Genomic DNA, 21,175 nt, shown 5'->3' with positions numbered 1-21,175 from the left:
ATATAAAATGCATCTTTAAAGGACCGCCATGAACGCCCGTGATCCCGCCGCCTTCCACCCAGGCCCCGAAGCGACGACGATTCACCTGGAGCCCAGCGCCGAAAGCATGGCCACGCTGGTGCATGCTTTCTACGCCGATGTGCGCGCACACCCGCTGCTGGGCCCGGTGTTCGAAGCCGCGCTGCATGGCCGCTGGGACGAGCACCTGGCGCGGCTGGTGGACTTCTGGTGCACGGTGGCGCTGGGGCAGCGGCGCTTCAAGGGCGGCGACGTGTTCGGCAAGCACATGGCGCTTTCGGGCGTCACGCCCGCGCACTTTGCCGCCTGGGTGGGGCTGTGGCAGCAGCACACCAGCCGCCTGTTCGCGCCCGACTTTGCGCAGGAGCTGCAGATTGCGGCGCATGGCATTGCGCGCAATCTGTTCCGTGGGTACTTCGGGGCAGAGCCCGCTTTCGCGGAGGCACGCGAGAGGGATACGGCACCCCACGGGTGACCGCCCCCCCGTGGCAGGCGGGCTACTCCGCCGGCTGCACGGCCTGCAGGCCGCGCCGGACTACGGCCAGACTCGCCTCGGGCAGCAGTGCATCCGCAGAACCCAGCTGGGCCGCCAGCAGGGAGCGGCGCAGTTCCAATTCGGCCAGGGTAGCGCTGGCGCGGGTGACGGATTCCTTCATCGCGGCCTCGGCGTCGTCGCTCTGGCCAAAGGCCTTTTCCATGCGCTCCAGCAGCGCGGGCCGGTCGCTGTCGCGGGCGTCCTTGAGCTCGGCCGCAATGCGCGCGCCCTCGCGGTCCAGCGCCTCGGCGTGCACGGCCTTGCGGCGTGCGTCCTGCAGGCCGGTCACCAGGTGCTGCGCCGCCTTGAGGTAGTTCAGTGACGCCGTGGCCAGTTCAGGCCGGGCCGATGCGTCGATGCGCTGCAGCGCCGCGGCGGCGGCACCCACAGCGGCAGCGGCCTCGTCCGCCTGCTGGAACAGGCCGGTTGCGGCCGGGGCCTGGAAATCCGCCAGCAGCTCCACGCTGCGGCCCGCACGCCCGCTGGCGCCCTGCACCTGAGCGCTGACCGCCTCCACCAGCCTGCCAGGCGCCAGCTTCTCTGCCGCGCCCGCCCCTGCAGCCAGCGACTGTGACTCCACCAGCGCCGGTGACGTCAACTTGCGCGGTGACTCCTCGGCTGGTCCACAAGCGGCCATGGTAGCGGATGCCAGGCTACTTGCCCTTGGTGCCCGGGGTGAAGAACAAGGCCACGCCGATGGCGATCAGCGCCACCGGCCACCAGGTCAGCAGCAGCTCTGTGAGGCTGATGCTGATGAGCCCCAGGTTGGTCAGCAGGAAGAACACCCCCAGCACGACCAGCACGATTGCAGCGACATTCCCCTTCATGGCAGTTCCTCCGAAATTGTGGCGGACCGCTGGATGCGGACTCTGCCAGCCATTATGGGGCTGCGGAGGCTGCCGAGCGCAGCACCGCCAGGTGCGCCCCCAGCACACAGCAGGCCGGCGTAACGAAGATGCCCGCCAGGTTGAACCACAGCGGCAGCTCGCTCCAGAAGGCAAAGCCCACCAGCGTGCTCAGCAGGCCCACGGCCAGGCCGTTGAAATAGGGGTAGGTGACCGCGATGCGCGCCGCCACATGGCCCCCCAGCACGCTGACCAGCGCGCCCAGCACCATGCTCCAGACCAGGTAGCCATCGTCGTCTGCCAGATCGGCCAGCGCCTGGATGATCTGTTCCTCGCTCTGCCCTTCCATGGCCAGCAGCGCGCCCTGCAGCGATACCAGCAGCACGCCGGCAAGGATGGACAGGGCCAGCAACAGCGAGGTGCCCACGACAAGGGCCTTGAAGTTGATTCGGTTCACCGTAAACGCTTTCAGGGTGGGTGGTGGGCGTAATGTACTGCGCACAGGCGCCGGCTTTTTTGCAAGCACGCGGCGTGCCCGGCCAAGCGTTTGGATAGTATCGGCAACACAACCAATCCATTGGAAGGAGGGCATCCGATGCAGGCAATGGCAAGAATCAGTGCACCGTGGCGGCGGTTCGTGGGCATCGCCTTGGTGCTCCTGGCAGGCCAAGCAACGGCCGCGCCAGCCACGGCCCCGGTGCCCGGTGCCGAGTGGGAGAGCATCGCATCCCCAGAAGCGGTGGGCTGGTCCGCCCCGAAACTGGCGCAGGTGCGCGAGTACTCCAAAGGCATCGGCACGTCGGCCATGGTGTTGGTAGTCAACGGCCAGGTGCTCGATGAGTGGGGCCGTACGCGGGACCGCTCGGACATCCGGTCCATCCGCAAGAGCATCCTGAACGGGCTGGTGGGCATGGCCGTCGGCGAAGGCAGGCTGCGCCTGGACGCCACCCTGGCCGAACTGGGTATCGACGACAACGCACCTTCGCTGACCGAGGCTGAAAAACGCGCCACCGTGGGCGACCTGCTCAAGGCCCGCTCCGGTGTGTACCACCCCACCCTGTACGAGACTCCGGCCATGGCACAGGCCCGCCCGGCACGCGGCAGCCACCCGCCAGGGAGTTTTTGGTACTACAACAATTGGGACTTCAATGCGCTCAACACCATCTACGAAGCGCAGGCCAAGACCCGCTTCTACACCGCCTTCACCGAGCGCCTGGCCCAGCCGCTGCAAATGCAGGACTGGCGCACGCAGGACGGCGCGTACTTCACGGGCGAGGCGTCTGTACACGCCGCCTACCCCATGCACATGTCGGCCCGCGACCTGGCGCGCTTCGGGCTGCTGTACCTGCGCGGCGGCCAATGGGGTGGCAAGCAACTGATCCCGGCCGCATGGATCCAGCAAAGCCTGCAGCCCTATTCCGATGCCGGGGAGGACGGCGGCTACGGCCACCTGTGGTGGGTGGCGGTGGACGGGCGCCACCTGCCGGGCATCCGGGTGCCGGAGGGCACGTTTTCGGCCCAGGGCTTCGGCGGGCACATGGTGGTCGTGGTGCCGTCCCATGACCTGGTGGTGGTGCACCGCGTGGACACCGACATTCCCGGCAATGTGATGAGCGATGCGCTGTTCGGGCAGCTTCTGCAGCGCATCCTCGATGCCCGCCTGGGCAAGTGAGCCAGAATCGACCGCCCATGCTCCAGTTCGCCCACACCTACCGCTATGCCGAGCCCTCGTCCGTGGATGTGGGGAGCGGCGCCGCACCGCACCTGCGCCTGGCCACCTCGTCGCCCGGCGAAGTCGCGCACCCGCATTTCTTCGAGGGCCGGCTACACCAGCCGCAACTGGCCGCGCAGCTGCTGAGCGCCGTGCACCTGCTCGTGGGCTCGCGCTTTTTCACGCCGGCCAACAGCGTGGCCAAGGCCGTTGCGCTGGCCGACCCGGTCGTCACGGCGGGCAGCGGCATGCTGCGGCTCGAGGGTTTTTCGGCCTGCTGCAGCACCTACATCCGCGTGGACCTGGAGCCGGCCGCCTATGCCGGCGATATCGTCGGCAAGGGCACGACCAATATCGACTTCAACGCGCCCATGCGCGCCGCGCTGGCCCAGGTGCGCGATGCCGACGGGCTGGCCCTGTCGGTGGGCAGTGCCGCCTTCACGCTGCACAGCGGTGGGGCGCAGGTGGTGGAGAAGAAGGTGGAGCTGCCCCTGCGCTGGCTGCGCAGCATGGTGGCGGTGCAGACCTACCAGTCGGCCATGCGCAAGGTGTTCGAGGTGGATGCCATACCGGCACTGCGCTTTGTGCGCGGCCTGCCCCGGGCCTCGACCAGCAAGACGCCGCTGTGGGTGGTGGCCGGCCCGCAAGGCCTGCGCACCACGGCGCAGAACGATGGCGGCGGCGTGCGCTTCACCGACAGCAGCCGGCTGCGTGTGCTCGAAAACCTGCTGCCCAAGGCCCGCACGCTCACGCTGTTTGCCGATGCGCATCAGCAGGCCAGCGCCTGGTGCCTGGATTTCGGTGCCATGCGCCTGACCCTGGTGCTCAGCGCCGAGGTGTGGCGCGGCTTTTCGGGCGAGGGCCAGGCCCTGCAATCGCTGGTGCTGGCCGACCCCGCCCGCCCCGCCAGCACCGTGCGCGCCCAGTTGCACTGGCAGGATGTGCTGCGCAGCGATGCCCTGGCGGCCACGCTGCAGTGGCCCGGTGCCGATGTCGAGCGCGCGCTGCAGCTGCTGGGTGCCTCGGGCCTGGTGGGCTACGACCTGGTGCACGGCGCCTACTTCCACCGCGTGCTGCCCCTGGACCTGGCCCAGCTCGACGACCTGAACCCGCGCCTGGCCGATGCCCGCGCCCTGCTGCAGGCCGGCGCGGTGCGCCTGGCTTCCACCACGCCGCTCGATGCCGAGGTACAGAGCGCCGACGTGGGCTACCGCGTGCGCGAGGTGGATGGCGAGCTGCGCTGCACCTGCCCGTGGTTTGCCAGGCACCAGGGCGAGCGCGGGCCGTGCAAGCATGTGCTGGCGGCGCAGGCCGCGGCAGCCACGCCTTCGGATTGAACCGAACCACGCCGAATCCTCATGCCACCTGACGACGCAAAAAGCTTACGCTTAGACACCCCGCTCGAAAAGAGCCTCGTCGCAGGCGACATCGCCGCCGTGAGGGACCTGATCGACGCCATGGACCCGGCCGAGCGCGCTGCCGCCAAGCCTGCGGTGGCCCACCTGACGAACAGTCGCTGGGAGCTGCTTCAAGCGGGCAAACGCCACCCCCTGGACCCGGCAAGGACACTGAGCGACGCTGAATCGGACCGGGCGTTCCGCGCCATCGACATGGCGCGCTTCATGTGCGACGAGAAGCTGGAGCAGTGCGACTACTGGATGCATATCAACGTCCAGGACATCCCGGCGTTCCAGGCACGCTTTCGGCCCGCGCTGTCCAGCACGCCCATCGACAAGCAGGTGCGAGCCGATGGCCAATGGAGCTACCGGCACCGCATCCACCCCGCCATCGTGGCCGGGCTGGTGGAGCGCCCGCAGACCCAGGAATACATCGACGCCCTGTTCTCCATCGACATACGCGCCAGTACCACCGTGCTCAGGTGCTTCGAAGCGGACCCGGGCATGGCGCCATTCCTGCTGCAATTGTTCGAGCACGAAGGCACTGCCGATGGCAGCTTTGCCGCGCACGACAAGTACAACCACAGCAGCGAACGGTCCTGGAGCCACACCTTCCTGACCCTGTGCGAGCGCGGCGTATACACCCGCGCCCAGTTGCTCGACAAAACACTGGGCGCGCTGGCATGCGACTGGCCGCAGTTCAAGTCGGGCTGGTTCTCTCGCTTCCACGAACAACTGGCGCCCACGGTGGACGAGATGGCCACGGAGGCCGAACGCTACCTGGCCCTGTGCCACAGCCGCATCGCCCCCACGGCCGGCATGGCCCTGCAGGCCGTGGCCGCGCTGTACCAGGCCGGGCGGGTGGACGCGCTGGCCGTGTGCGAGGCCGCCACGCCCTTGGTATCGGCCACGGCCAAGGGCCAGGTGCTGGCAGCGCTCGAACTGCTGGGCCAGGTGGCAAACACGGATGCGGCCCTGGCCCACCAGGCCAGCGGCATTGCGGCGCTGGCCCTGGGCCACACGGCGGCCGATGTGCACAAGAAGGCCATCGCCTTCCTCGCAAAATGGGGCCTGGACGGTGCCGGGCAGGACCTGGCGCGCAGCTACCTGCCCTTTGTCTCGGCCGTGAACCGGCCGGCACTGGCCGCGCTGGTGGGGGAGGAAGAGGTGCAGACAGCGCCTGCGCCCGCCACTCCAGCCGCCCCCCCCGCAGCGGCACAGTCCCGCCAGCAGGCCCCGCTCGACCCCTGCCGTGCCCAGCCCGCGATCACGCAGATCCCCGATGTGGTCGAACGCCTGGCCTATGTGCTGGAAAACCCCGCCGATGTGGACGAGTGGGAGCGCGTGGCTGCGGCGCTGGTGCGCCTGGCCCCCATCGCCGCGGCGGACAAGCCCGCCTTCCTGGCACTGCAAAAGCGCACGAAGAAGCTGGATTTCACGAACCGGTCCCAGCCCTTCGCCATTTCACGCGTGCTGGCGGCCGCACTGGACGGCGAAACCACGAAGAAAGATGCCATGCGCGTCCATGCCCAGCGCAAGCACGCAGCCGAGCAGTTCCTCGGCCCGCGCACCCACGGGCTCATCGACCTGGCGCTCAAGGGCCGGGGCCTCACCCCCCTGTCCACCCCCACGCACCGGGGCGGCTTCATCGACCCACGGGAGCTGGTGGCGCGCCTGGCGCAGTACCAGCAGGCCAAGGCCGATGTTCCCGTGTCCGAGCAGGTGCTGGCATTGATGCGCCTGGTGCCAGCCCCCCAGGACGAAGCAGCGGCCCGCACTGCCCTGGCCGAAGCACAGGCGCTCCAGGCCACCCCGCTGCGGCAGGCCCTTTGCTACGCGCTGGGCGACGGCACGGTGCAGGTGCCGGCTGATGCCGATGCGCGCCCCCTCTTCCTGGCCGCCGCGCGCATCCGCTCCCCCCAGGCAGACGATGCCGGAACGCTGGCCGCCTATGGCGACCTGGGCCCCGGCGGCCCGCTGCATGCGCGGCTGGACTGGCATGTGGTCAGCCGCCACGTCGAACGCGGGGAGTTCACCTTCCACGATCTCTACATCACGCACGCGCCCGCACTGCAGCCCGAGGAACATGGCCGGCCCGGCCACCTGGCCCTGGCCCTGTGCGCCAAACACCTGCCCGATTCGCGCTGGGCCACCGAACACGAGGCGGGCCACATCCGCTTTGCGGCCAGCCTGCTGCCAGCAGACCTGGAGCCCTTCTTTGCCGAAGGGGCGCTCAACCTCGGCAACAACGTGGACTGGTGGGAAGCCCAGTGGCACAACCGCGCCTACCTCGACGTGCTGCTGGACCATCCCGCCCCCATGGGCGCCTTGGGCCCTATGGCCAGGCTGCTGCTGGCCGTGGCCCTGGCCGGCAAGGAGCCCGGCCAGACCGCGCTGGCGGTGGATGCGCTGGTGCAGGTTGCGCAGGATGGGCGCATGGGCATGGCCGCCCTCGGCGACACGCTGGCGCGCCTGTGGGCCACACCCCTGGTCAAAGGCGCGCGCTATGCCAAGAGCCTGGCGGCTGCGGCGCAGGCCGGCGGCCCCATGCCGGGTGTTGTCTTCGCACTGCTGTGTGCCATGGTGGAGGCCCCTGGTGCCACCTGGCGCAAGGACCTGGCGCCCTTGCTGGAACTGCTGCTGGAGCTGCACCTGGCCCACGGCCTGGCCCTGCCCGCCAGCACCACGGCCGCCCTGGCGGCAATGAAGCCCAGCGCCAAGGGCAAGGCGGCGCAGCAGAAGCTGCTGGGCAAGTAGGTCAGCCGCGGTAGTCCACGCCCGCACTGGCCATGAAGCCCTTGGGGTCGAAGCGGCTCCACGCTGTGCCCCAGGGGAAGGCTTCCGGGGCATGGCCAAAAGTGCGCCCCAGCTGCTTGCCCAGTGCCCGGCGCACAAAGGCGATCTCGTTGTCGATGGCCTTCTGCGTGGGCCAGCCGTCCTCTTCCTCGGCACCGGGCAGGCCCACGCCGAGCAGCACCATGTTCAGCAGCCCTTCGTGAAAGCCCACCGACAGCCAGCACGGCATGCCGCCGAATTCGAAGCCGCTGAACGACAACCACGCATAGCCATTGCCACGCTCGCGGGTGCCCTTGAAGAACTCGGCCATCTGCACCTGGGCATCGGCCTGTGCCAACCCCTTGCGCCAGGCGCGCCCCGATGGCCGCAGCACCATCGCCCCATCGCCGGGGTCGATCACCAGGGCTTCGCGCTGGGGCATGCGCTCAGCGGCTGCGCCGCGCCACCAGCCAGCCCCCGAACCAGCAGCCCGCCACGGTGAAGAAGGCATTGGCCAGGTCGAACCACCAGTCCCAGCCCGAGCCCGTGCCGATGGCCAGGCCGATGGAGATGGCGGTGAGCAAAAGCGCCACCACCAGGTTGTTGGCATACGGGTGCGCCGGCGCCAGCCGCGCCGTGACGTAGCCGCCCGGTATGCACATGGCCCCGCCCGCCAGCAGCAGCGCCAGCGTGCCCAGGTTGCCGTCCAGGAACTCGGTCACCATCTGGGCCATCTGCGCGTCGCCCGCCCCCTGGGCCTGGAACCACCACGAGGCCAGGTACCACAGGCCATAGGCAATGGCGGGCAGGAGCAGCAGCATCAACACGACGCCGGCAAGGATGGCTTTGAAACTGAATCGGTGCACGAATGGCTTCCTTGGGTGCAGGGAGGAGGTTGGTTGCGCGATGGTACCCGCCCGGCCCGCGCATGGCACCATCGCCCGCGCCGGGGCACGGGCTTATGCCACCGTGCTTGCAGCAGGCCCCTGGGTGGCCGGCAGGCGTGCCGTGAAGCGGGTGCCGCTTTCGCGCGAAGAGCGCACCTGCAGCGTGCCGCCATGCGCACGCACGATCTGCGCGCAGATGTGCAGGCCCAGGCCCAGGCCGCCCCCGGGCGCACTCTCCACCGGGCGCCAGAAGGGCTCGAAGATCCGGTCGAGGTTGGCGGCCGCGATGGGCTCGCCGCCATTGGCAACTGCGATGGTGAGCCAGCCCTGGTCGAGCGAGACGTCCACGCCCACGGGCTGTTCGTTGCCACCGTAGGCGAGTGCATTGCCGAGCAGGTTGGACAGCAGTTGCTGCACGCGGCCCACATCGCATTCCACCACCCCGGACAGCCGGTACTGCTCCACGATCTGCGAGTCGGGGTGCGCGTCGCGCAACTCGCCCACCACCTGGCGCAACGCGGCCTGCAGGTCGGGCACCGCCTCGATGCGCACCCCCATGCCGGCGCCCAGCCGCGCGCGTGCGAAGTCGAGCACGTCGTCGATCAGGTGCGACATGCGCTGCGTGGTGGCGCGCAGCCGCTGGCCATAGCGGGCCACGGCGGCGTCGTCCTCGCGTCGCGCCAGGATCTCGCCGATGGCCCCCACCGAGGCCAGCGGGTTGCGCAGGTCATGCCCCAGCACGGCGATGAACTGGTCGCGCAGCTCGGCCGTGGCCTGTGCATCGAGCAGCGCGGTTTCGGTGGCCTCCTGGCGCTGCTCCACATCGAGCTGGCGCCCGATCAGCTCGGCGAAGCTCTGGAACATGGACACCGTCCTGGGGTTGGACAGCTGGTTGGGGCTGGGGTCGATGGCGCACAGGTTGCCGAAGTAATCCCCATTGGGCCGCACGATGGGCACGGAGATGTAACTCTCGATGTTGTACAGCCGCGGTGTGTGGTGCGTGGCGTAGGTCGGGTCGGTGCTGGCTTGGTCGAAGACCACGGGCTGGCGCGCGGCGCGCGACTCCTTGCACAGGGTGGTGTGCACGTCGAGCTGGCCGCCGGGCAGCAGGCCGAAGTTGATCTGGTCTTCCACCGCGCAGGCGGTCCAGGTGCCGTCGGTCACCCGCGCCACGGCGGCAAAGCGCATGCCGGTGTTGTCGCAGACGATGCGCAGCAGCGACGGCACGGCGCTGATGCGGGAGACGGCGGCAATGTCGCGGGCTATGGAGGCGGGGCTGTCGTCCACACGGGGCCTGGGCAAGGGATACGAGGCAGCCATTACAGCACGCGTGCCAAAAGGCCGCTGTGTCCTGGGACATGGTCCGGCCCTCGCACCCCGGCCCCGGCGCTGCCGCCAGGGCCTCAATGCACCACACCGGCCCTGGACACCACTGCGCCCTTGGCGACCCCCTTGCCGTGGCGCAGGAAACGGTGCTGCATGGACACGAACCTCTCGCCCCGGTGGGTGATGGACATCCCCGGCGCGAAGCGCAGGAAGGCCGCGAGCGACTTCTTGCAGACCCTGCCGTGCTCGGGGATCACGGGCATCCAGCCGCGCCAAGCAAGCTGGCTGGCGCGAGCCCGCTTTTTTTCACTGCTGCGTGGCGCGCATCGGCGCGGCCAGCGATCTGCGCCTGGAAGTTCTATGCGGAGGAGCGGCCGTCGAGAATGCCGTTGGCCAGCTCCAGCAGCGGCTGCGTGAGGTCCGCATCCAGGCCGCTGGCCAGCAGTTGGTCCCAGGCCTGCCTGGCGACCGCGGCGGACTCTTCGGTGCGGCCGCGGGCACCCAGCAGGTCCGCCAGCAGCACCTCGAGCTCCAGGCGCTGGAGCCGGTCACGCACCCCATCCTGCGACCCGCCTGGGGGAACAGGCCCCAACCCCTGACGCACGGTGTCAATGGCCTCGTCCAGCCGCCCCCGGCTGGCCAGCAGGGTGGCTGACGAGACATTGCTGCAGGTGCATGGGATGGCTATGCGGAGTGGGTTTGTGCTCACCACTATGGCACAGGCGCTCAGCCATGGCCGGCGCCGTGGTGGACACGGTGGCCATGGCGAGGGTGTGGCCGTCGGCGGTCAGAGGGGGTGATTCGATCCGGCAGGCTGCAGCGCCAGCGGCCAGGGCGTGCGCCGGTCCACCAGGTGCTGCGGGCCGAGCTCGGCGCAGGAGCAGACACCCAACAGGGCCAGGTTGCGGTCCACCTCCGCGCGCAGCAGGCCGATGGCTGCGGCCACGCCGGCCTCGCCATCCACGGCGGCAGCGTAGTTGAAGGGCCGGCCCACGAACACGGCCTGCGCGCCCAGCGCCAGGGCCTTGGCCACGTCGGTGCCGCGGCGGATGCCGCCATCGAGCATCACCACCATGGCGCCGCCCGCCTGATCGGCAATGGCGGGCAGTACGCGCAGCGGGGCCACCGCCCCGTCGAGCTGGCGGCCGCCGTGGGTGCTGACGATGATGCCGTCTGCCCCATGCTGGCGCGCCCGGGCCGCGTCGTGCGGACTCTAGATGCCCTTGACTACCAGGGCGCCACGCCACTGGCGCCGTATGTGGGCGATATGGCTCCAGTCCAGGTGCTCGCGCCCGGAAAAGTCACGCTGCACGCGCGAGGACAGGATGGGTGCGCCGCGCTCGGCGAACGAGTTCTCGAAATGCGGCATGCCATGGCGCACCAGGGTGCGCAGCAGGTTGCCCAGCAGCCAGCGCGGGCGCACCAGGCCGTCCCACGCCAGGCGTGGGCTGGGGCGCAGCGGGGTGGAAAAGCCCGCGCGCAGGTTGTTCTCGCGGTTGCCGGCGACGGGGATGTCCACCGTCACCACCAGGGTCTGCACGCCCGCTGCCTCCACGCGCTGCAGCAGTCCGTCGATGCGCTCGATGGCGCCCGGCAGGTAGGCCTGGAACCAGGTACCCGGCGCAGCGGCCATCACCTCCTCCAGCCGGATCAGCGAGCTGCCGCTCTGCACCGCGGGTATGCCCGCCGCCGCGGCCGCGCGCGCCAACACCAGGTCGCCCCGGTAGGCCGACAGCGCCGTGATGCCCATGGGTGCAATGCCGAAAGGGCTGGCATAGCGCGTGCCGAACAGCGTGACCCCCTGCTCGCGCTGGGCCACGTTGCACAGCACGCGCGGCACCAGGGCCAGCTCATCGAAGGCCTGGCGGTTGTCGGCCAGGGCACGGTTGTCCTCGGCCGCGCCGGACACATAGCCAAAGATGGGGCGCGGCAGCACGCGGCGCGCTGCGGCCTCGAAGTCGTCGAGCGAGAGCAGGTCGCGCGTGCGCCCGCGGCGGCGTGCACCGTTGAAGGCTTGCCAGGCGCTGGTGGGTTCGGGGGCGGGGGAATGGGCAGGCATGGGGGCTCCGTTCGGGTATGGAGGGCAGTATCCGGAATCCGCGAAAATCAAGAAAGCGAATTTATGGACATGGGTTCATTCGCCAATTCGAAACAAATGCCATGACGCTCAAGCAACTCGAAGCCTTCTACTGGGCCGCCACCTGCAGCAGCTTTGCACTGGCGGCCGAGCGCGTGCACCTGTCGGTGTCATCCCTGTCCAAGCGCATCGCCGAGCTGGAGGCTTCGCTGGGCCAGACCCTGTTCGACCGTGCCGGCCACCGCGCCGCGCTGACCGAGGCCGGCGCGCGCCTGCTGCCCCTTGCGGGCGCGCTGCTGCAGCAGGCCGACCAGTTGCAGCAGCAGATGGGCAGCCCCACCGCCAGCCTGCGCGGCCCCTGCCGCCTGGGTGTGGGTGAACTCACGGCCATGACCTGGCTGCCGCGCCTGGTGGCCGCCATCGCCAGCGCCCACCCCGACCTGGAGCTGAGCGTGCACGTGGACGTGGGTGCTGCGCTGGCCGAGCGCCTGGACAAGGGTGCGCTGGACGTGGCCGTGATCGCCGGCCCGGCCAGCCGAACAGCCCTCACCGCCGTGCCGATTGCACAGGCGGCCTTCACCTGGTGCGCCCGGCCCGAGGTCGCGGCCAGCGTGCGCAGCATGAACGCGGCCACCCTGCAGGCCCACCCGCTGGTGGCCCTGCCGCCGGGCTCGGGCGTCACCCAGCTCATCGACGACTGGCTGCGCCAGGCCGGCGCCCAGCCCGTGCGCCGCCTGCACTGCAACCACTGGGGCGCCATCGCCGGCCTGCTGGCGCACAGCGGCGGCATCGGCCTGCTGCCCCAGGGCTGGGCCCGGGCCCTGCAGCGGCGCGACGTGCTGCGGCAGCTCAAGAGCCCCGTGCCCCTGGGCGAGCTGGGCTATGGGCTGCACCACCGGCGCGATGACCTGCGGCCGCTGGTGGGCGCGCTGCGGGCGCTTGCGGCGCGGGAAGCGGACTTTACGGTGGCGGGCAGCGTGTTCTGAAACGCGCCCTGCGCGGCTGCCCCCCTGGTTTCAGGCAGAATCCCCGGCCCTCCACGCCACAGGCCCTGCCCATGACCGCTGCTGCCCCCATCGAGATCGCCCAGTCCACCCCTACGGGCGGGGCCATTGCCCACCAAGTGATGAAGCACTACGCACTGGGTAAGGTAACTTACTGTGTGCTGATGCGGCGCGGCTTCAACCATGTGTATGAGATGCGGTTTGCCGACGGGCTGTGCGCGGTGGCGCGGCTGTGCGCCGAGCGCCCCCGCGGTGCGCCCAACACGGCCTATGAGACGGCCATGCTCAGGCACCTGAAGGCGGCGGGCGCGGGCGTGGCGGCACCCCTGGCGACGCGCAGCGGTGCAGACTCCATCGCCATGCCACTGCCTGAAGGACCGCGCGACCTGGTGCTGTTCGAGTACCTCCCGGGCGAAGGACCCGGCGAGTCCGTGCCCGACACCGAGGCCACGGGCCGCGGCCTGGCATTGCTGCACGAACTGGCCCAGGGCTACGCGGGGCCGCCCAGCCGTTACCAGCTCGACCTGCAGCACCTGCTGCACGCGCCGCTGGCCTTGCTGTGCGCGGCGCCCACCATGGACGACGCCCTGCGTGCCGGCTACATCGCCCTTGCCAGTCGCGTGGCCGAGCGCATCACCGCCCTGCTGCCCCAGCTTACCCGCGTGGCCTGCCATGGCGACTGCCACGGCGGCAACAACTTCGTGACCGACGGACCGGATGGAACGCGCGTGGCCTCGTTCTTCGACTTCGACGATGCCGGCCCCGGCCTGCTGGCCTATGACCTGAGCGTTTACCTGTGGAACACCTTTCCGCGGAAGGCGGGCGGTGTGTTCGACGAGGCGGGTCTCACGCGGTGGCAGCGCTACATCGCAGGCTACCGCAGCGTGCGCCCGCTGGCCCCGGCGGACTTCGATGCGATCACCAGCTTTCTGCCCGTGCGGCAGATCTGGCTGATGGGCGAGTTCGCCGGGCGCATCCCGGTGTGGGGCGCGCAGGCCATACCCTCGGTGTACCTGCGCAAGCAGCTGGAGATCATGGAGTACTGGGAGTCGATGCACACGCCTGCGTGATCAACGCCCGCGGTCCCTCAATCGATCTGCACCCCCGCATCCGTCACCGCCTGCCCCCACTTCTTCACCTCGCCTGCCAGAAAGCGCCCGAAGTCCGCAGGCGCAGCGGAGATCGCCAGCTCTCCCCCGGTGGCGCGGATGGACTCCTGGATCTCGGGGGTGGCCGCGGCGCGGCGAATGGCGGCGTGCAGGGCAGCCCCCACGGCCGGGGGCGTGCCGGCCGGGGCCAGGAAGCCTACCCAGGAACTGATGTCGAAGCCCTTGAGTCCCTGCTCGTCCACCGTGCCCACGTTGGGCACCTGGCTGTTGCGCTGCAGGCCCGAGACGGCCAGGGCCTTGAGCTTGCCCGACTTGACCTGGGGCAGCGTGGAGGCCATGGCGTCGAACATGATGGGCACCTGCCCGCCCATCACGTCGTTGAGCGCAGCGGGCGAGCCCTTGTAGGGAATGTGGTTGAGCTGCAGGCCGGCCTGCTTTTCCAGCACCACCATGGCCAGGTGGGCGGTGATGCCGTTGCCGCCCGAGGCGAAGTCCACCTTGCCGGGGCGCGCCTTGGCATAGGCAATCAACTCCGTCAGGTTGTTGGCCGGGAAGGACGGCGTGGCCACCAGCAGCAGCGCCCCCGTGCTCACCTGCGTGATGGGCGCGAAGTCCTTGAGCGTGTCGTAGGGCAGCCTCTTGTACAGCGTGGGGTTCACGGCCATCTGGCCCAGGGTGCCGAGCAGGATGGTGCTGCCATCGGGCGTGCTCTTCTTCACCTCTTGCGCGCCCAGGCTGCCATTGGCGCCGGGGCGGTTGTCCACGAACACGGGCTGGCCGATCTCCTTGCCCAGCGCGGCGGCGAAGTTGCGGGCCACGATATCGACCGTCTGCCCCGCCGGGTAGCCGACGACGATGCGCAGCGGCTTGGCGGGCAGCAGTCCCTGGGCCTGCGCGGTCGAGAAGAAAGCCAGCGCGAATGCGGCGCCGAGTGCGAGCTTGGATTTCATGGTGTCTTGTCTCCGGTATTCAGTCGTTGTTCGTTGCGGGCGGTTCACTCGACAGGCACACAGACGGTGCCAGCCATCAGCCGCCGGGCGGTGCGGGTGAGGCCCAGGGCCTCGAAAGCGGTCTGCGCGGGCGTGGCACCGGCCCGCGCCACCACCTTGACCTCCATCACCCCCAGCGGGTGGCCGATGCGCAGAGTCGAGGTGCCGGCAGACCGCTCTCCGATGGCCTGGTGCACCAGCGTGCCGGGGATGCGCGAGGCGGCGGCCGTGCACATCGACCCCGTGCCCGCCATGCTGTCATGGCACTGGCCCAGGAAAACCAGGCGCGCGCGCAGGTCGCAGTCGCCGGCGGCCACCGGCGCCTGGTTCACGTCCGCATAGTCCGCGGGCGGCGCCACGATCACGGCCAGCGGCAGTCCAGGCAGGTGCATCTGGTCCCAGGATTTGTACAGGCCGATCTGCGCACCCGCCCTGCCCTGGATCTCGCCGATGGTCTCGATCAGTGCGCGGTCGGCCGAGATGGCGGGCGGCAGCTCGCTGCCGGTCAGGCCCAGCGAGGCAGCGGCGATGAACACGCAGGGCGTGGCCGCATCGACCACGGACACGTCGATGCGCCGGCCGTCCCGCAACGTGAGCGTGTCCACCACGCTGCCCGTGGCCAATAGCCTGCCGGTCTTGGCGCCGATGGTGTCGGTGTAGTCCATCAAGATCTCGGCACCCGTGCCGGGCACGCCGGCAATGGCGCAGTCGCCCAGCACACGCGCCTTGCCGCCTTGAACCTGCACGCGGGACACGAGCAGGGTGCCGGTGTTGGTGTTGTGGATGCGCACGGTGGTCACAGGCTCGGTCACCGCGACCAGCCCCTCGTCGATGGCAAACGGCGCCACGGCCGAGGAGATGTTGCCGCAGTTGGCGTCGTAGCCCACGAGGTCGCGGTCCACGTCCACCTGGGCGAAGGTGTAGTCCACGTCGGCATCGGCACGCTCGGAGCGGCGGATGATGGCCACCTTGGACGTGACCAGGCGGGAGCCGCCCATGCCGTCGATCTGCAGCACGTCGGGCGTGCCCATGGCGCGCTTGAGCAGGCGATCGCGCGCGGGGCCGGGCGGGGGTACGTCGGCCTCGTGGAAGAACAGGGCCTTGCTGGTGCCGCCGCGCATCAGCACGCAGCGCACCTCGGTCTGCTCGGCACGGCCATCGTCGGAATGGATCTGGGACATGGTGCGTTCACTCCAGGGGGTAGCGCTTGACGAGGGCGCCCAGGCGCTCGCTCTCGTGCTGCACCTGCGCAGCGAATTCGGCGGGGCTGTTGACCACCGGCTCGGCACCGGCGGCGGCAATGGTCTTTTGCACGTCGGCATCCTTCACCGCCTCGCGCAGCGCGGCGACGATGCCCTGCGTGGCGGCCGCAGGCGTGTCCTTGGGCGCGAACAGGCCGAACCAGGTGACGGACTGGAACTGCGGAAACCCGGCCTCGGCCGTGGTGGGCACATCGGGCAGCGCGGCTGCGCGCTTCGTGCCCTGCGTGGCCAGGATGCGCAGCGTGCCGGCCTTGTGGTGCGGCAGCGCGGCGGTGATGCCGGTGAACGAGAAGTTGACATTGTTGGCGATCATGTCGGTGACGATGGCGCCCGTGCCGCGGTAGTTGACGGTGATGAGGTTGGCAATGCCCGCCTCGTCGGCCAGTTGCTTGCCGCTGATGCGCGCCAGGCTCTCGCCGCTGGCCAGCGAGCAGGGCGTGGCAGCCGCCTTGCAGTGCTGGAACAGCTCGGCCAGCGTCTTCACCGGCAGCTTGGCGCTGGCCACGATGGCGGCAGGCGACTGCGAGACCGCCGTCACCGGCGTGAGCCGCGCCAGCGGGTCGATGCCCTTGAGCCCCGGCATGTATTTGGTGAGCACGATGGCCGGCACCTGCAGCAGCAGGGTGTGGCCATCGGCCTTGGCCTCCATCACGCGGCGCGAGCCGATGAGGCCATCGGCCCCGGGCATGTTCTCCACCACCACGGGCTGGCCCCAGAGCACGCCGAGCTGTTTGGCCACGGCGCGCGCCGTGGCGTCGGTGCCGCCGCCTGCGGCGTAGGGCACGACCAGGGTGACGGGGTGGGTGGGCTTCCATACCACCTGCTGCGCCTGGGCATGGGCGCCGGGGGCCAGCGCGGCGGCAGCTGCGGCCAGCGCCGCGGTGGCAGCGCGCCAGGGCGGCCTGAAGAAGGTCGAAGGGGTCATGCTGTCTTGTCTCACTTTGTCGTTTTAGGGAATTGCTTGTGCGCACTCAGGCCGCGTGTTCCGCGGGCCAGGCCCAGGGCCGCCGCTGCCGGTCGGCCGCCTGCCAGGCGCGGATCAAGGTGTCGTCCTTCAGGGTCAGGCCGATGTCGTCCAGGCCGTGCAGCAGGCCCTCACGCCGCAGGGGATCGATGGCGAAGGGCGCCACGCTGCCGTCGGGTGCTGCCAGCGTGCACTGCGTGAGGTCCACCGTCATCGCGTCGCCGTCGGCGCATTGCCGGGCCAGCGCCTCGATGGCGTCGGGCGCCAGGCGAATCGGCAGCATGCCGTTCTGAAAACAGTTGTTGAAGAAGATGTCGCCAAAGCTCGGGGCGATGACGCAGCGCACCCCCATGCCCTGCAGCGCCCACACCGCACCCTCGCGCGAGGAGCCGCAGCCGAAGTTTTCGCCCGCCAGCAGAATCGGCGCGCCGCGGAAGGCCGGCTGGTTGAAGACGAAGCTGGGGTCGTCGCTGCCGTCCTCGCGGTAGCGCAGCGCCTCCATCGCATAGGGCCCCAATCGGCTGCGGTCGCCGATGGTAGTGAGCCGCTCGATGCGGATGATCACGTCGGTGTCCACATTGGCGCGCGGCAGCCAGGCGGCCGGACCGGTGAGCGTGGTGAAGGGCTGCATGCCGGTGCTGCTGCTCATGGTGCGGTCTCAAGCAGAAGGTGGGCGGCGTCGGTGATGGCGCCCGCAATGGCCGCTGCCGCCGCCATGGCCGGGCTGGCCAGGTGGGTGCGCGCCCCCGGCCCCTGGCGGCCCACGAAGTTGCGGTTGGAGGTGGAGACCGAGCGCTGCTGCGGCGGCACCTGCTCGCCATTGGCGGCCACGCACATGCTGCAGCCCGGCTCGCGCCAGGCAAAGCCCGCGGCCTCGAACAGCGTGTGCAGGCCTTCGGCCTCGGCTGCGCGCTTGACGTTCTCGGACCCCGGCACCACCCAGGCCGTGACGCCGGCTGCCACATGCCGGCCGCGCGCCACCTCGGCCGCGGCACGCAGGTCCGACAGGCGCGAGTTGGCGCACGAGCCGATGAACACCCAGTCCACCGGCGTGCCCGCGATGGGTTGCCCTGCGGCCAGGCCCATGTAGTCGAGCGCGGCGGCCAGGGCGTCGCGCTGGGCTGCGTCGCTGCAGTCGCGGGGGTCGGGCACCTGGCCGCCGATGGCAATGGCATGCTCGGGGCTGGTGCCCCAGGTGATGGTGGGGCGCACGGTGGCGGCGTCGATCAGCACTTCGCAGTCGAACAGGGCACCGGTATCGCTGGGCAGCGTGCGCCAGTGGGCTACGGCGGCATCAAAGGCCGCGCCCTGCGGCGCAAAGGGCCTGCCGCGCAGGAAGTCGAAAGTGCGCTCATCGGGCGCCACCATGCCAAAGCGCGCGCCCAGCTCCACCGACAGGTTGCACAGCGTGAGGCGGCCTTCCACGTCCATGGCCTCGATGGCTTCGCCCGCAAATTCGACGGCATGGCCCACGCCCGCCGCCGCGCCGAGCAGGCCGATGGTGTGCAGCGCCAGGTCCTTGGCGGTCACCCCGGCGCGCAGGCGCCCTTCGCAGCGCACGCGCATCTGTTTGGGCTTTTGCTGGCGCAGCGTCTGCGTGGCCAGTGCGTGCGTGCTCTCCGACGAGCCCACGCCGAAGGCCATGGCCCCCAGGCCGCCATTGGTGCAGGTGTGGCTGTCGCCGCAGATCACCGTGAGGCCGGGCAGCACGATGCCGAGCTCGGGTCCCATCACGTGCACGATGCCCTGCCCGGGCTGGCCCAGGTCGAACAGGCGCACACCCATGGCAGCGCTCTGCGCCTTGAGCGCGCCGTGCAGCCGCCCGCCCAGCGGGAAGGTGGTGGCCACACGGCCGGGCAGGCTCGACATGGCGTGGTCGGGCGTGGCGAACACCAGCTCCCGGTCGTGCAGCGGCAGGCCGCGCGCGGCCACCTCGGCCAGCGCGGGCGGGCCCGAGAGGTCGTGCAGCAGGTGGCGGTCGATGTGCAGCAGCGCCCAGCCATCGCCGAGCTCGCGCACCACATGCGCGTCCCACACCTTGTCGAACAATGTGCGTGCCATGTCAGCTTCCCATGGTGGCGCCGGCATTGAAGCGCGTGCGCAGGGCGTCCCACTCGTCTGCGCCAAAGCGCCGGAAGGTCTGCGCCACGCTGGCCGTGACGGCGGGCGGCAGGTGCGTGGCCTTGAGCTCGGCCAGCGCGGCATCGCCCGCCTCGATGGCGGCCTTGAGCATCAGCCCGGGCAGGATGGCGAGCTTGTAGCCCATGGCCTCGGCCTCGCGCAGGTCGATGTTGGGTGTGCGCCCGCCGGGCACCACGTTGAGCAGGCAAGGCCCGTTCACGCGCCGGGGCACGGCGGCCATTTCCTCCAGGCTCTGCGTGGCCTCGACAAAGGCCATGTCGGCGCCGGCCTCCAGCGCCGCATTGGCGCGCCACAGAGCTTCTTCAAAGCCCAGCATGGCGCGCGCATCGGTGCGGGCGATGAGCACGAACTCCGGCGTGCGCCGCGCCTGCACGGCCGCTCGGATCTTGGAGACGAATTCCTCGCGCGAAACGACCTCCTTGCCATCCAGGTGGCCGCAGCGCTTGGGCGCCACCTGGTCCTCGATGTGGATGGCGGCCACGCCGCGCGCCTCGAACTCGCGCACGGTGCGCGTCACGTTGAGCTCGTTGCCGTAGCCGGTGTCGGCATCGGCGATCAGCGGCACGCCGATGGCGCGCGCCATGACGGCGGCGTTGTCCACCATCTCGCCCATGGTGATCAGGCCGAAGTCGGGGTAGCCGCGTGCGGCCGAAGTGCCGGCGCCGGTCATGTAGACGGCGCTGAAGCCGGCCTGCTCGATCAGCCGCGCACCGATGCCGTCATAGGCGCCGGGGGCGATGACCATGCCGGGGGCGGCCAGCTGTTGCCGCAGGGTGGGAGCGGGAGTGCCCATCGTCATCGTGTTGTCTCCAGGGTGTAGTGGTCTTGCGCGTTGGGCAGTGCTTCGTCGCAAGTTGTATTCAGTATAGTACAACATAACAACAAGTCAACCCGCTATGCTCGGGGCACCATGAATTCACCGACTCCCGCTTTCGCCACCGCCAAGGGCACCTCCCTGCACCGCCAGCTGTTCCTGGTGCTGCGCGACCAGATCTCGCAAGGCCTGTTCGCCGACGGCGCGCTGCCCGGCGAGGAGGCGCTGTGCGAGCGCTTCGGCGTGTCGCGCGTGACGGTGCGGCGCGCGCTGGCTGATTTGGCGGCGCAGGGCCTGGTGGAGCGGCGGCATGGCAAGGGCACCTTCGTCGCGCCCAACCTGCCGCTGCCGCGCCGCGTGCCCAGCCTGAGCGTGATCGACAGCCTGCGCAAGACCGCGCAGGAGACCGAGGTGCAGGTGCTGGAGGTGACCCAGGCCGAGCCCCCGCGCGATGTGGCCTCGCTGCTGCTGCTGCCCCCCGGGGCCAAGGCCATGCACGCGCTGCGCCTGCGCAGCCACATCGGCGGCGCGCCCGCGCTGCTCACGGACGCCTGGGTGCCGCAGGACATCGGCCAGCGCGCCACGGCGGCGGCCCTGAAGAAGAAGGCGCTCTACGAGATCCTGATGGCCCAGGGCGTGCAGTTCGGCCGCGTGGTGCAGGAGATCAGCGCCGTGGTGGCCGACCCGCAGCGCGCGGGGCTGCTCAAAACCGAGGTGGGGGGGCCGATGTTGCGGTTGGTAAGGTTGCTGCACGACATGGATGAGCGGCCGGTGATGTACCTCACTGCCTATATGCCGGCAGAGCGGAGCCGGATACTTATGGAGATACCGGGGGCTACTGTCAATACGTTGACGGCGGGGCAGATCGTGCATGACGTGCCTTGATTCCTTTGTCCTCGACGCGAGTGGTTACTACATGCCTTGATGGAGGGCGGGAGCCGGTTTATGCGCCCGGCGAGGCTGCTGTTTTGATGACGTGCCTCTGCTGAGGACGGGAGCCGGGTCTCGGCCCGGCGGCCGAGGTACCTTTCTTTGCGTCGCCAAAGAAAGGTACCCCAAAGAAAGGCGACCCCGCTGCCCGTGTCCCCCTCGCCGGGGGCCAGGGGGCAGCCTGGGGGTCGCCTTTTCTTGGCCCACCTTCTTTTGGAGGGTGTAGAAAAAACAAAATACAATCCTGCTGCATTGATTGCACAGGAGCAATGCGATGGCAAGGACAGGCCGACCACCCGTAATTGCGCCGGCAGAGTACGCGGCGCTGCGCGAGGTGGTCAGAGACAACCCGCAGGCGACGCTGCCCGAACTGGCGCTGGCATGGGCCGA

Annotated in this window: 21 protein-coding genes and 1 pseudogene; 7 read left to right on the top strand and 15 right to left on the bottom strand. The window is 69.9% G+C overall.

All coding sequences use genetic code 11. The features are described 5' to 3' along the window. Positions 1 to 28: 28 nt before the first annotated feature. A complete protein-coding gene (locus ACK59X_RS02070; protein WP_409954786.1) occupies positions 29 to 493 on the top strand; it encodes a group III truncated hemoglobin in 465 nt (154 codons plus the stop codon). A gap of 22 nt (positions 494 to 515) precedes the next feature. On the opposite strand, the gene ACK59X_RS02065 is transcribed toward ACK59X_RS02070, so the two are convergent. From ACK59X_RS02065 to ACK59X_RS02055, 3 genes are read right to left on the bottom strand one after another with little or no spacing between them, the layout of a single operon-like run. Beyond that, on the bottom strand, positions 516 to 1,151 hold the full coding sequence (locus tag ACK59X_RS02065) for a hypothetical protein (RefSeq protein ID WP_409954785.1): 636 nt from the start codon (positions 1,149 to 1,151) through the stop codon (positions 516 to 518). Between the two features lie 55 nt (positions 1,152 to 1,206). Next, positions 1,207 to 1,380, bottom strand: a complete 174-nt coding sequence (locus tag ACK59X_RS02060) for a LiaI-LiaF-like domain-containing protein (RefSeq protein ID WP_409954784.1) — start codon at positions 1,378 to 1,380, stop codon at positions 1,207 to 1,209. Positions 1,381 to 1,432: 52 nt separating this feature from the next. After that, the gene (locus ACK59X_RS02055; protein ID WP_409954783.1) at positions 1,433 to 1,855 is read right to left on the bottom strand and encodes a hypothetical protein; all 423 of its coding nucleotides are present in this window, start codon (positions 1,853 to 1,855) and stop codon (positions 1,433 to 1,435) included. Positions 1,856 to 2,035: 180 nt separating this feature from the next. Between ACK59X_RS02055 and ACK59X_RS02050 the strand changes: the two genes are divergently transcribed. From ACK59X_RS02050 to ACK59X_RS02040, 3 genes are read left to right on the top strand one after another with little or no spacing between them, the layout of a single operon-like run. Then, complete coding sequence (locus ACK59X_RS02050) at positions 2,036 to 3,070, top strand: serine hydrolase domain-containing protein (RefSeq protein WP_409954782.1); 1,035 nt, start codon at positions 2,036 to 2,038, stop codon at positions 3,068 to 3,070. A gap of 17 nt (positions 3,071 to 3,087) precedes the next feature. Then, positions 3,088 to 4,446, top strand: a complete 1,359-nt coding sequence (locus ACK59X_RS02045; RefSeq protein WP_409954781.1) for an SWIM zinc finger domain-containing protein — start codon at positions 3,088 to 3,090, stop codon at positions 4,444 to 4,446. A 21-nt stretch (positions 4,447 to 4,467) separates the two neighbouring features. Next, positions 4,468 to 7,263 (top strand): DUF6493 family protein, encoded by a 2,796-nt coding sequence (locus ACK59X_RS02040; RefSeq protein WP_409954780.1) that lies wholly within the window; start codon positions 4,468 to 4,470, stop codon positions 7,261 to 7,263. A gap of 1 nt (position 7,264) precedes the next feature. Here ACK59X_RS02040 and ACK59X_RS02035 read toward each other — a convergent pair whose 3' ends face one another. The 6 genes and pseudogenes from ACK59X_RS02035 to ACK59X_RS02010 form a co-directional block, all read right to left on the bottom strand. Continuing rightward, positions 7,265 to 7,723 carry a hypothetical protein gene (locus ACK59X_RS02035; RefSeq protein WP_409954779.1) on the bottom strand — a complete coding sequence of 153 codons (459 nt, stop codon included), beginning with the start codon at positions 7,721 to 7,723 and terminating at the stop codon, positions 7,265 to 7,267. Positions 7,724 to 7,727: 4 nt separating this feature from the next. Continuing rightward, positions 7,728 to 8,147, bottom strand: coding sequence for a hypothetical protein (locus ACK59X_RS02030; protein WP_409954778.1), 420 nt, complete (start codon positions 8,145 to 8,147; stop codon positions 7,728 to 7,730). A 93-nt stretch (positions 8,148 to 8,240) separates the two neighbouring features. After that, positions 8,241 to 9,470: a sensor histidine kinase gene (locus ACK59X_RS02025; RefSeq protein ID WP_409954777.1), complete on the bottom strand. Its 1,230-nt coding sequence runs from the start codon at positions 9,468 to 9,470 to the stop codon at positions 8,241 to 8,243. Between the two features lie 101 nt (positions 9,471 to 9,571). Continuing rightward, positions 9,572 to 9,757, bottom strand: a complete 186-nt coding sequence (locus ACK59X_RS02020) for a hypothetical protein (protein WP_409954776.1) — start codon at positions 9,755 to 9,757, stop codon at positions 9,572 to 9,574. 95 nt (positions 9,758 to 9,852) lie between these two features. Further along, positions 9,853 to 10,050 (bottom strand): hypothetical protein, encoded by a 198-nt coding sequence (locus ACK59X_RS02015; RefSeq protein ID WP_409954775.1) that lies wholly within the window; start codon positions 10,048 to 10,050, stop codon positions 9,853 to 9,855. 231 nt (positions 10,051 to 10,281) lie between these two features. Further along, positions 10,282 to 11,553, bottom strand: a pseudogene (locus tag ACK59X_RS02010) (alpha-hydroxy acid oxidase). 101 nt (positions 11,554 to 11,654) lie between these two features. Between ACK59X_RS02010 and ACK59X_RS02005 the strand changes: the two are divergent. After that, positions 11,655 to 12,557 carry a LysR family transcriptional regulator gene (locus ACK59X_RS02005; RefSeq protein ID WP_409954774.1) on the top strand — a complete coding sequence of 301 codons (903 nt, stop codon included), beginning with the start codon at positions 11,655 to 11,657 and terminating at the stop codon, positions 12,555 to 12,557. A 71-nt stretch (positions 12,558 to 12,628) separates the two neighbouring features. After that, entirely contained in the window at positions 12,629 to 13,645 is a 1,017-nt protein-coding gene (locus ACK59X_RS02000) for a phosphotransferase enzyme family protein (protein WP_409954773.1), read from the top strand. 17 nt (positions 13,646 to 13,662) lie between these two features. On the opposite strand, the gene ACK59X_RS01995 is transcribed toward ACK59X_RS02000, so the two are convergent. Genes ACK59X_RS01995 through ACK59X_RS01970 form a run of 6 tightly spaced genes read right to left on the bottom strand, consistent with a single transcriptional unit; the run spans position 13,663 to position 19,840 of the window. After that, positions 13,663 to 14,634, bottom strand: coding sequence for a Bug family tripartite tricarboxylate transporter substrate binding protein (locus ACK59X_RS01995; RefSeq protein WP_409954772.1), 972 nt, complete (start codon positions 14,632 to 14,634; stop codon positions 13,663 to 13,665). Positions 14,635 to 14,678: 44 nt separating this feature from the next. Further along, positions 14,679 to 15,854: a 2-methylaconitate cis-trans isomerase PrpF family protein gene (locus ACK59X_RS01990; protein ID WP_409954771.1), complete on the bottom strand. Its 1,176-nt coding sequence runs from the start codon at positions 15,852 to 15,854 to the stop codon at positions 14,679 to 14,681. Positions 15,855 to 15,861: 7 nt separating this feature from the next. Further along, positions 15,862 to 16,860: a tripartite tricarboxylate transporter substrate binding protein gene (locus ACK59X_RS01985; RefSeq protein WP_409954770.1), complete on the bottom strand. Its 999-nt coding sequence runs from the start codon at positions 16,858 to 16,860 to the stop codon at positions 15,862 to 15,864. 46 nt (positions 16,861 to 16,906) lie between these two features. Beyond that, complete coding sequence (gene leuD / locus ACK59X_RS01980) at positions 16,907 to 17,530, bottom strand: 3-isopropylmalate dehydratase small subunit (RefSeq protein WP_409954792.1); 624 nt, start codon at positions 17,528 to 17,530, stop codon at positions 16,907 to 16,909. A 14-nt stretch (positions 17,531 to 17,544) separates the two neighbouring features. Then, positions 17,545 to 18,960, bottom strand: coding sequence for a 3-isopropylmalate dehydratase large subunit (leuC, locus tag ACK59X_RS01975; RefSeq protein ID WP_409954769.1), 1,416 nt, complete (start codon positions 18,958 to 18,960; stop codon positions 17,545 to 17,547). A gap of 1 nt (position 18,961) precedes the next feature. Continuing rightward, positions 18,962 to 19,840, bottom strand: a complete 879-nt coding sequence (locus ACK59X_RS01970) for an oxaloacetate decarboxylase (protein ID WP_409954768.1) — start codon at positions 19,838 to 19,840, stop codon at positions 18,962 to 18,964. Between the two features lie 111 nt (positions 19,841 to 19,951). Here ACK59X_RS01970 and ACK59X_RS01965 point away from each other — a divergent pair, with 111 nt between their 5' ends. Next, positions 19,952 to 20,740 (top strand): GntR family transcriptional regulator, encoded by a 789-nt coding sequence (locus ACK59X_RS01965; RefSeq protein WP_409954767.1) that lies wholly within the window; start codon positions 19,952 to 19,954, stop codon positions 20,738 to 20,740. Positions 20,741 to 21,175: the final 435 nt, after the last annotated feature.

It is taken from the genome of Acidovorax sp., assembly GCF_046339755.1.
GTDB lineage: Bacteria > Pseudomonadota > Gammaproteobacteria > Burkholderiales > Burkholderiaceae_C > Acidovorax.
The sequence above is the reverse complement of the archived record's forward strand: the minus strand, read 5'-3'. Positions and strand labels throughout refer to the sequence as shown.

Bases quoted from the DNA above. Each gene is read 5' to 3' on its own strand.
- ACK59X_RS02070 (WP_409954786.1), top strand. From the start codon at position 29: ATGAACGCCCGTGATCCCGCCGCCTTCCACCCAGGCCCCGAAGCGACG.
- ACK59X_RS02060 (WP_409954784.1), bottom strand. From the start codon at position 1,380: ATGAAGGGGAATGTCGCTGCAATCGTGCTGGTCGTGCTGGGGGTGTTC.
- ACK59X_RS02045 (WP_409954781.1), top strand. From the start codon at position 3,088: ATGCTCCAGTTCGCCCACACCTACCGCTATGCCGAGCCCTCGTCCGTG.
- ACK59X_RS02040 (WP_409954780.1), top strand. From the start codon at position 4,468: ATGCCACCTGACGACGCAAAAAGCTTACGCTTAGACACCCCGCTCGAA.
- ACK59X_RS02035 (WP_409954779.1), bottom strand. From the start codon at position 7,723: ATGCCCCAGCGCGAAGCCCTGGTGATCGACCCCGGCGATGGGGCGATG.
- ACK59X_RS02020 (WP_409954776.1), bottom strand. From the start codon at position 9,757: ATGCCCGTGATCCCCGAGCACGGCAGGGTCTGCAAGAAGTCGCTCGCG.
- ACK59X_RS02005 (WP_409954774.1), top strand. From the start codon at position 11,655: ATGACGCTCAAGCAACTCGAAGCCTTCTACTGGGCCGCCACCTGCAGC.
- ACK59X_RS02000 (WP_409954773.1), top strand. From the start codon at position 12,629: ATGACCGCTGCTGCCCCCATCGAGATCGCCCAGTCCACCCCTACGGGC.
- ACK59X_RS01995 (WP_409954772.1), bottom strand. From the start codon at position 14,634: ATGAAATCCAAGCTCGCACTCGGCGCCGCATTCGCGCTGGCTTTCTTC.
- ACK59X_RS01990 (WP_409954771.1), bottom strand. From the start codon at position 15,854: ATGTCCCAGATCCATTCCGACGATGGCCGTGCCGAGCAGACCGAGGTG.
- ACK59X_RS01985 (WP_409954770.1), bottom strand. From the start codon at position 16,860: ATGACCCCTTCGACCTTCTTCAGGCCGCCCTGGCGCGCTGCCACCGCG.
- leuD (WP_409954792.1), bottom strand. From the start codon at position 17,530: ATGCAGCCCTTCACCACGCTCACCGGTCCGGCCGCCTGGCTGCCGCGC.
- leuC (WP_409954769.1), bottom strand. From the start codon at position 18,960: ATGGCACGCACATTGTTCGACAAGGTGTGGGACGCGCATGTGGTGCGC.
- ACK59X_RS01970 (WP_409954768.1), bottom strand. From the start codon at position 19,840: ATGACGATGGGCACTCCCGCTCCCACCCTGCGGCAACAGCTGGCCGCC.
- ACK59X_RS01965 (WP_409954767.1), top strand. From the start codon at position 19,952: ATGAATTCACCGACTCCCGCTTTCGCCACCGCCAAGGGCACCTCCCTG.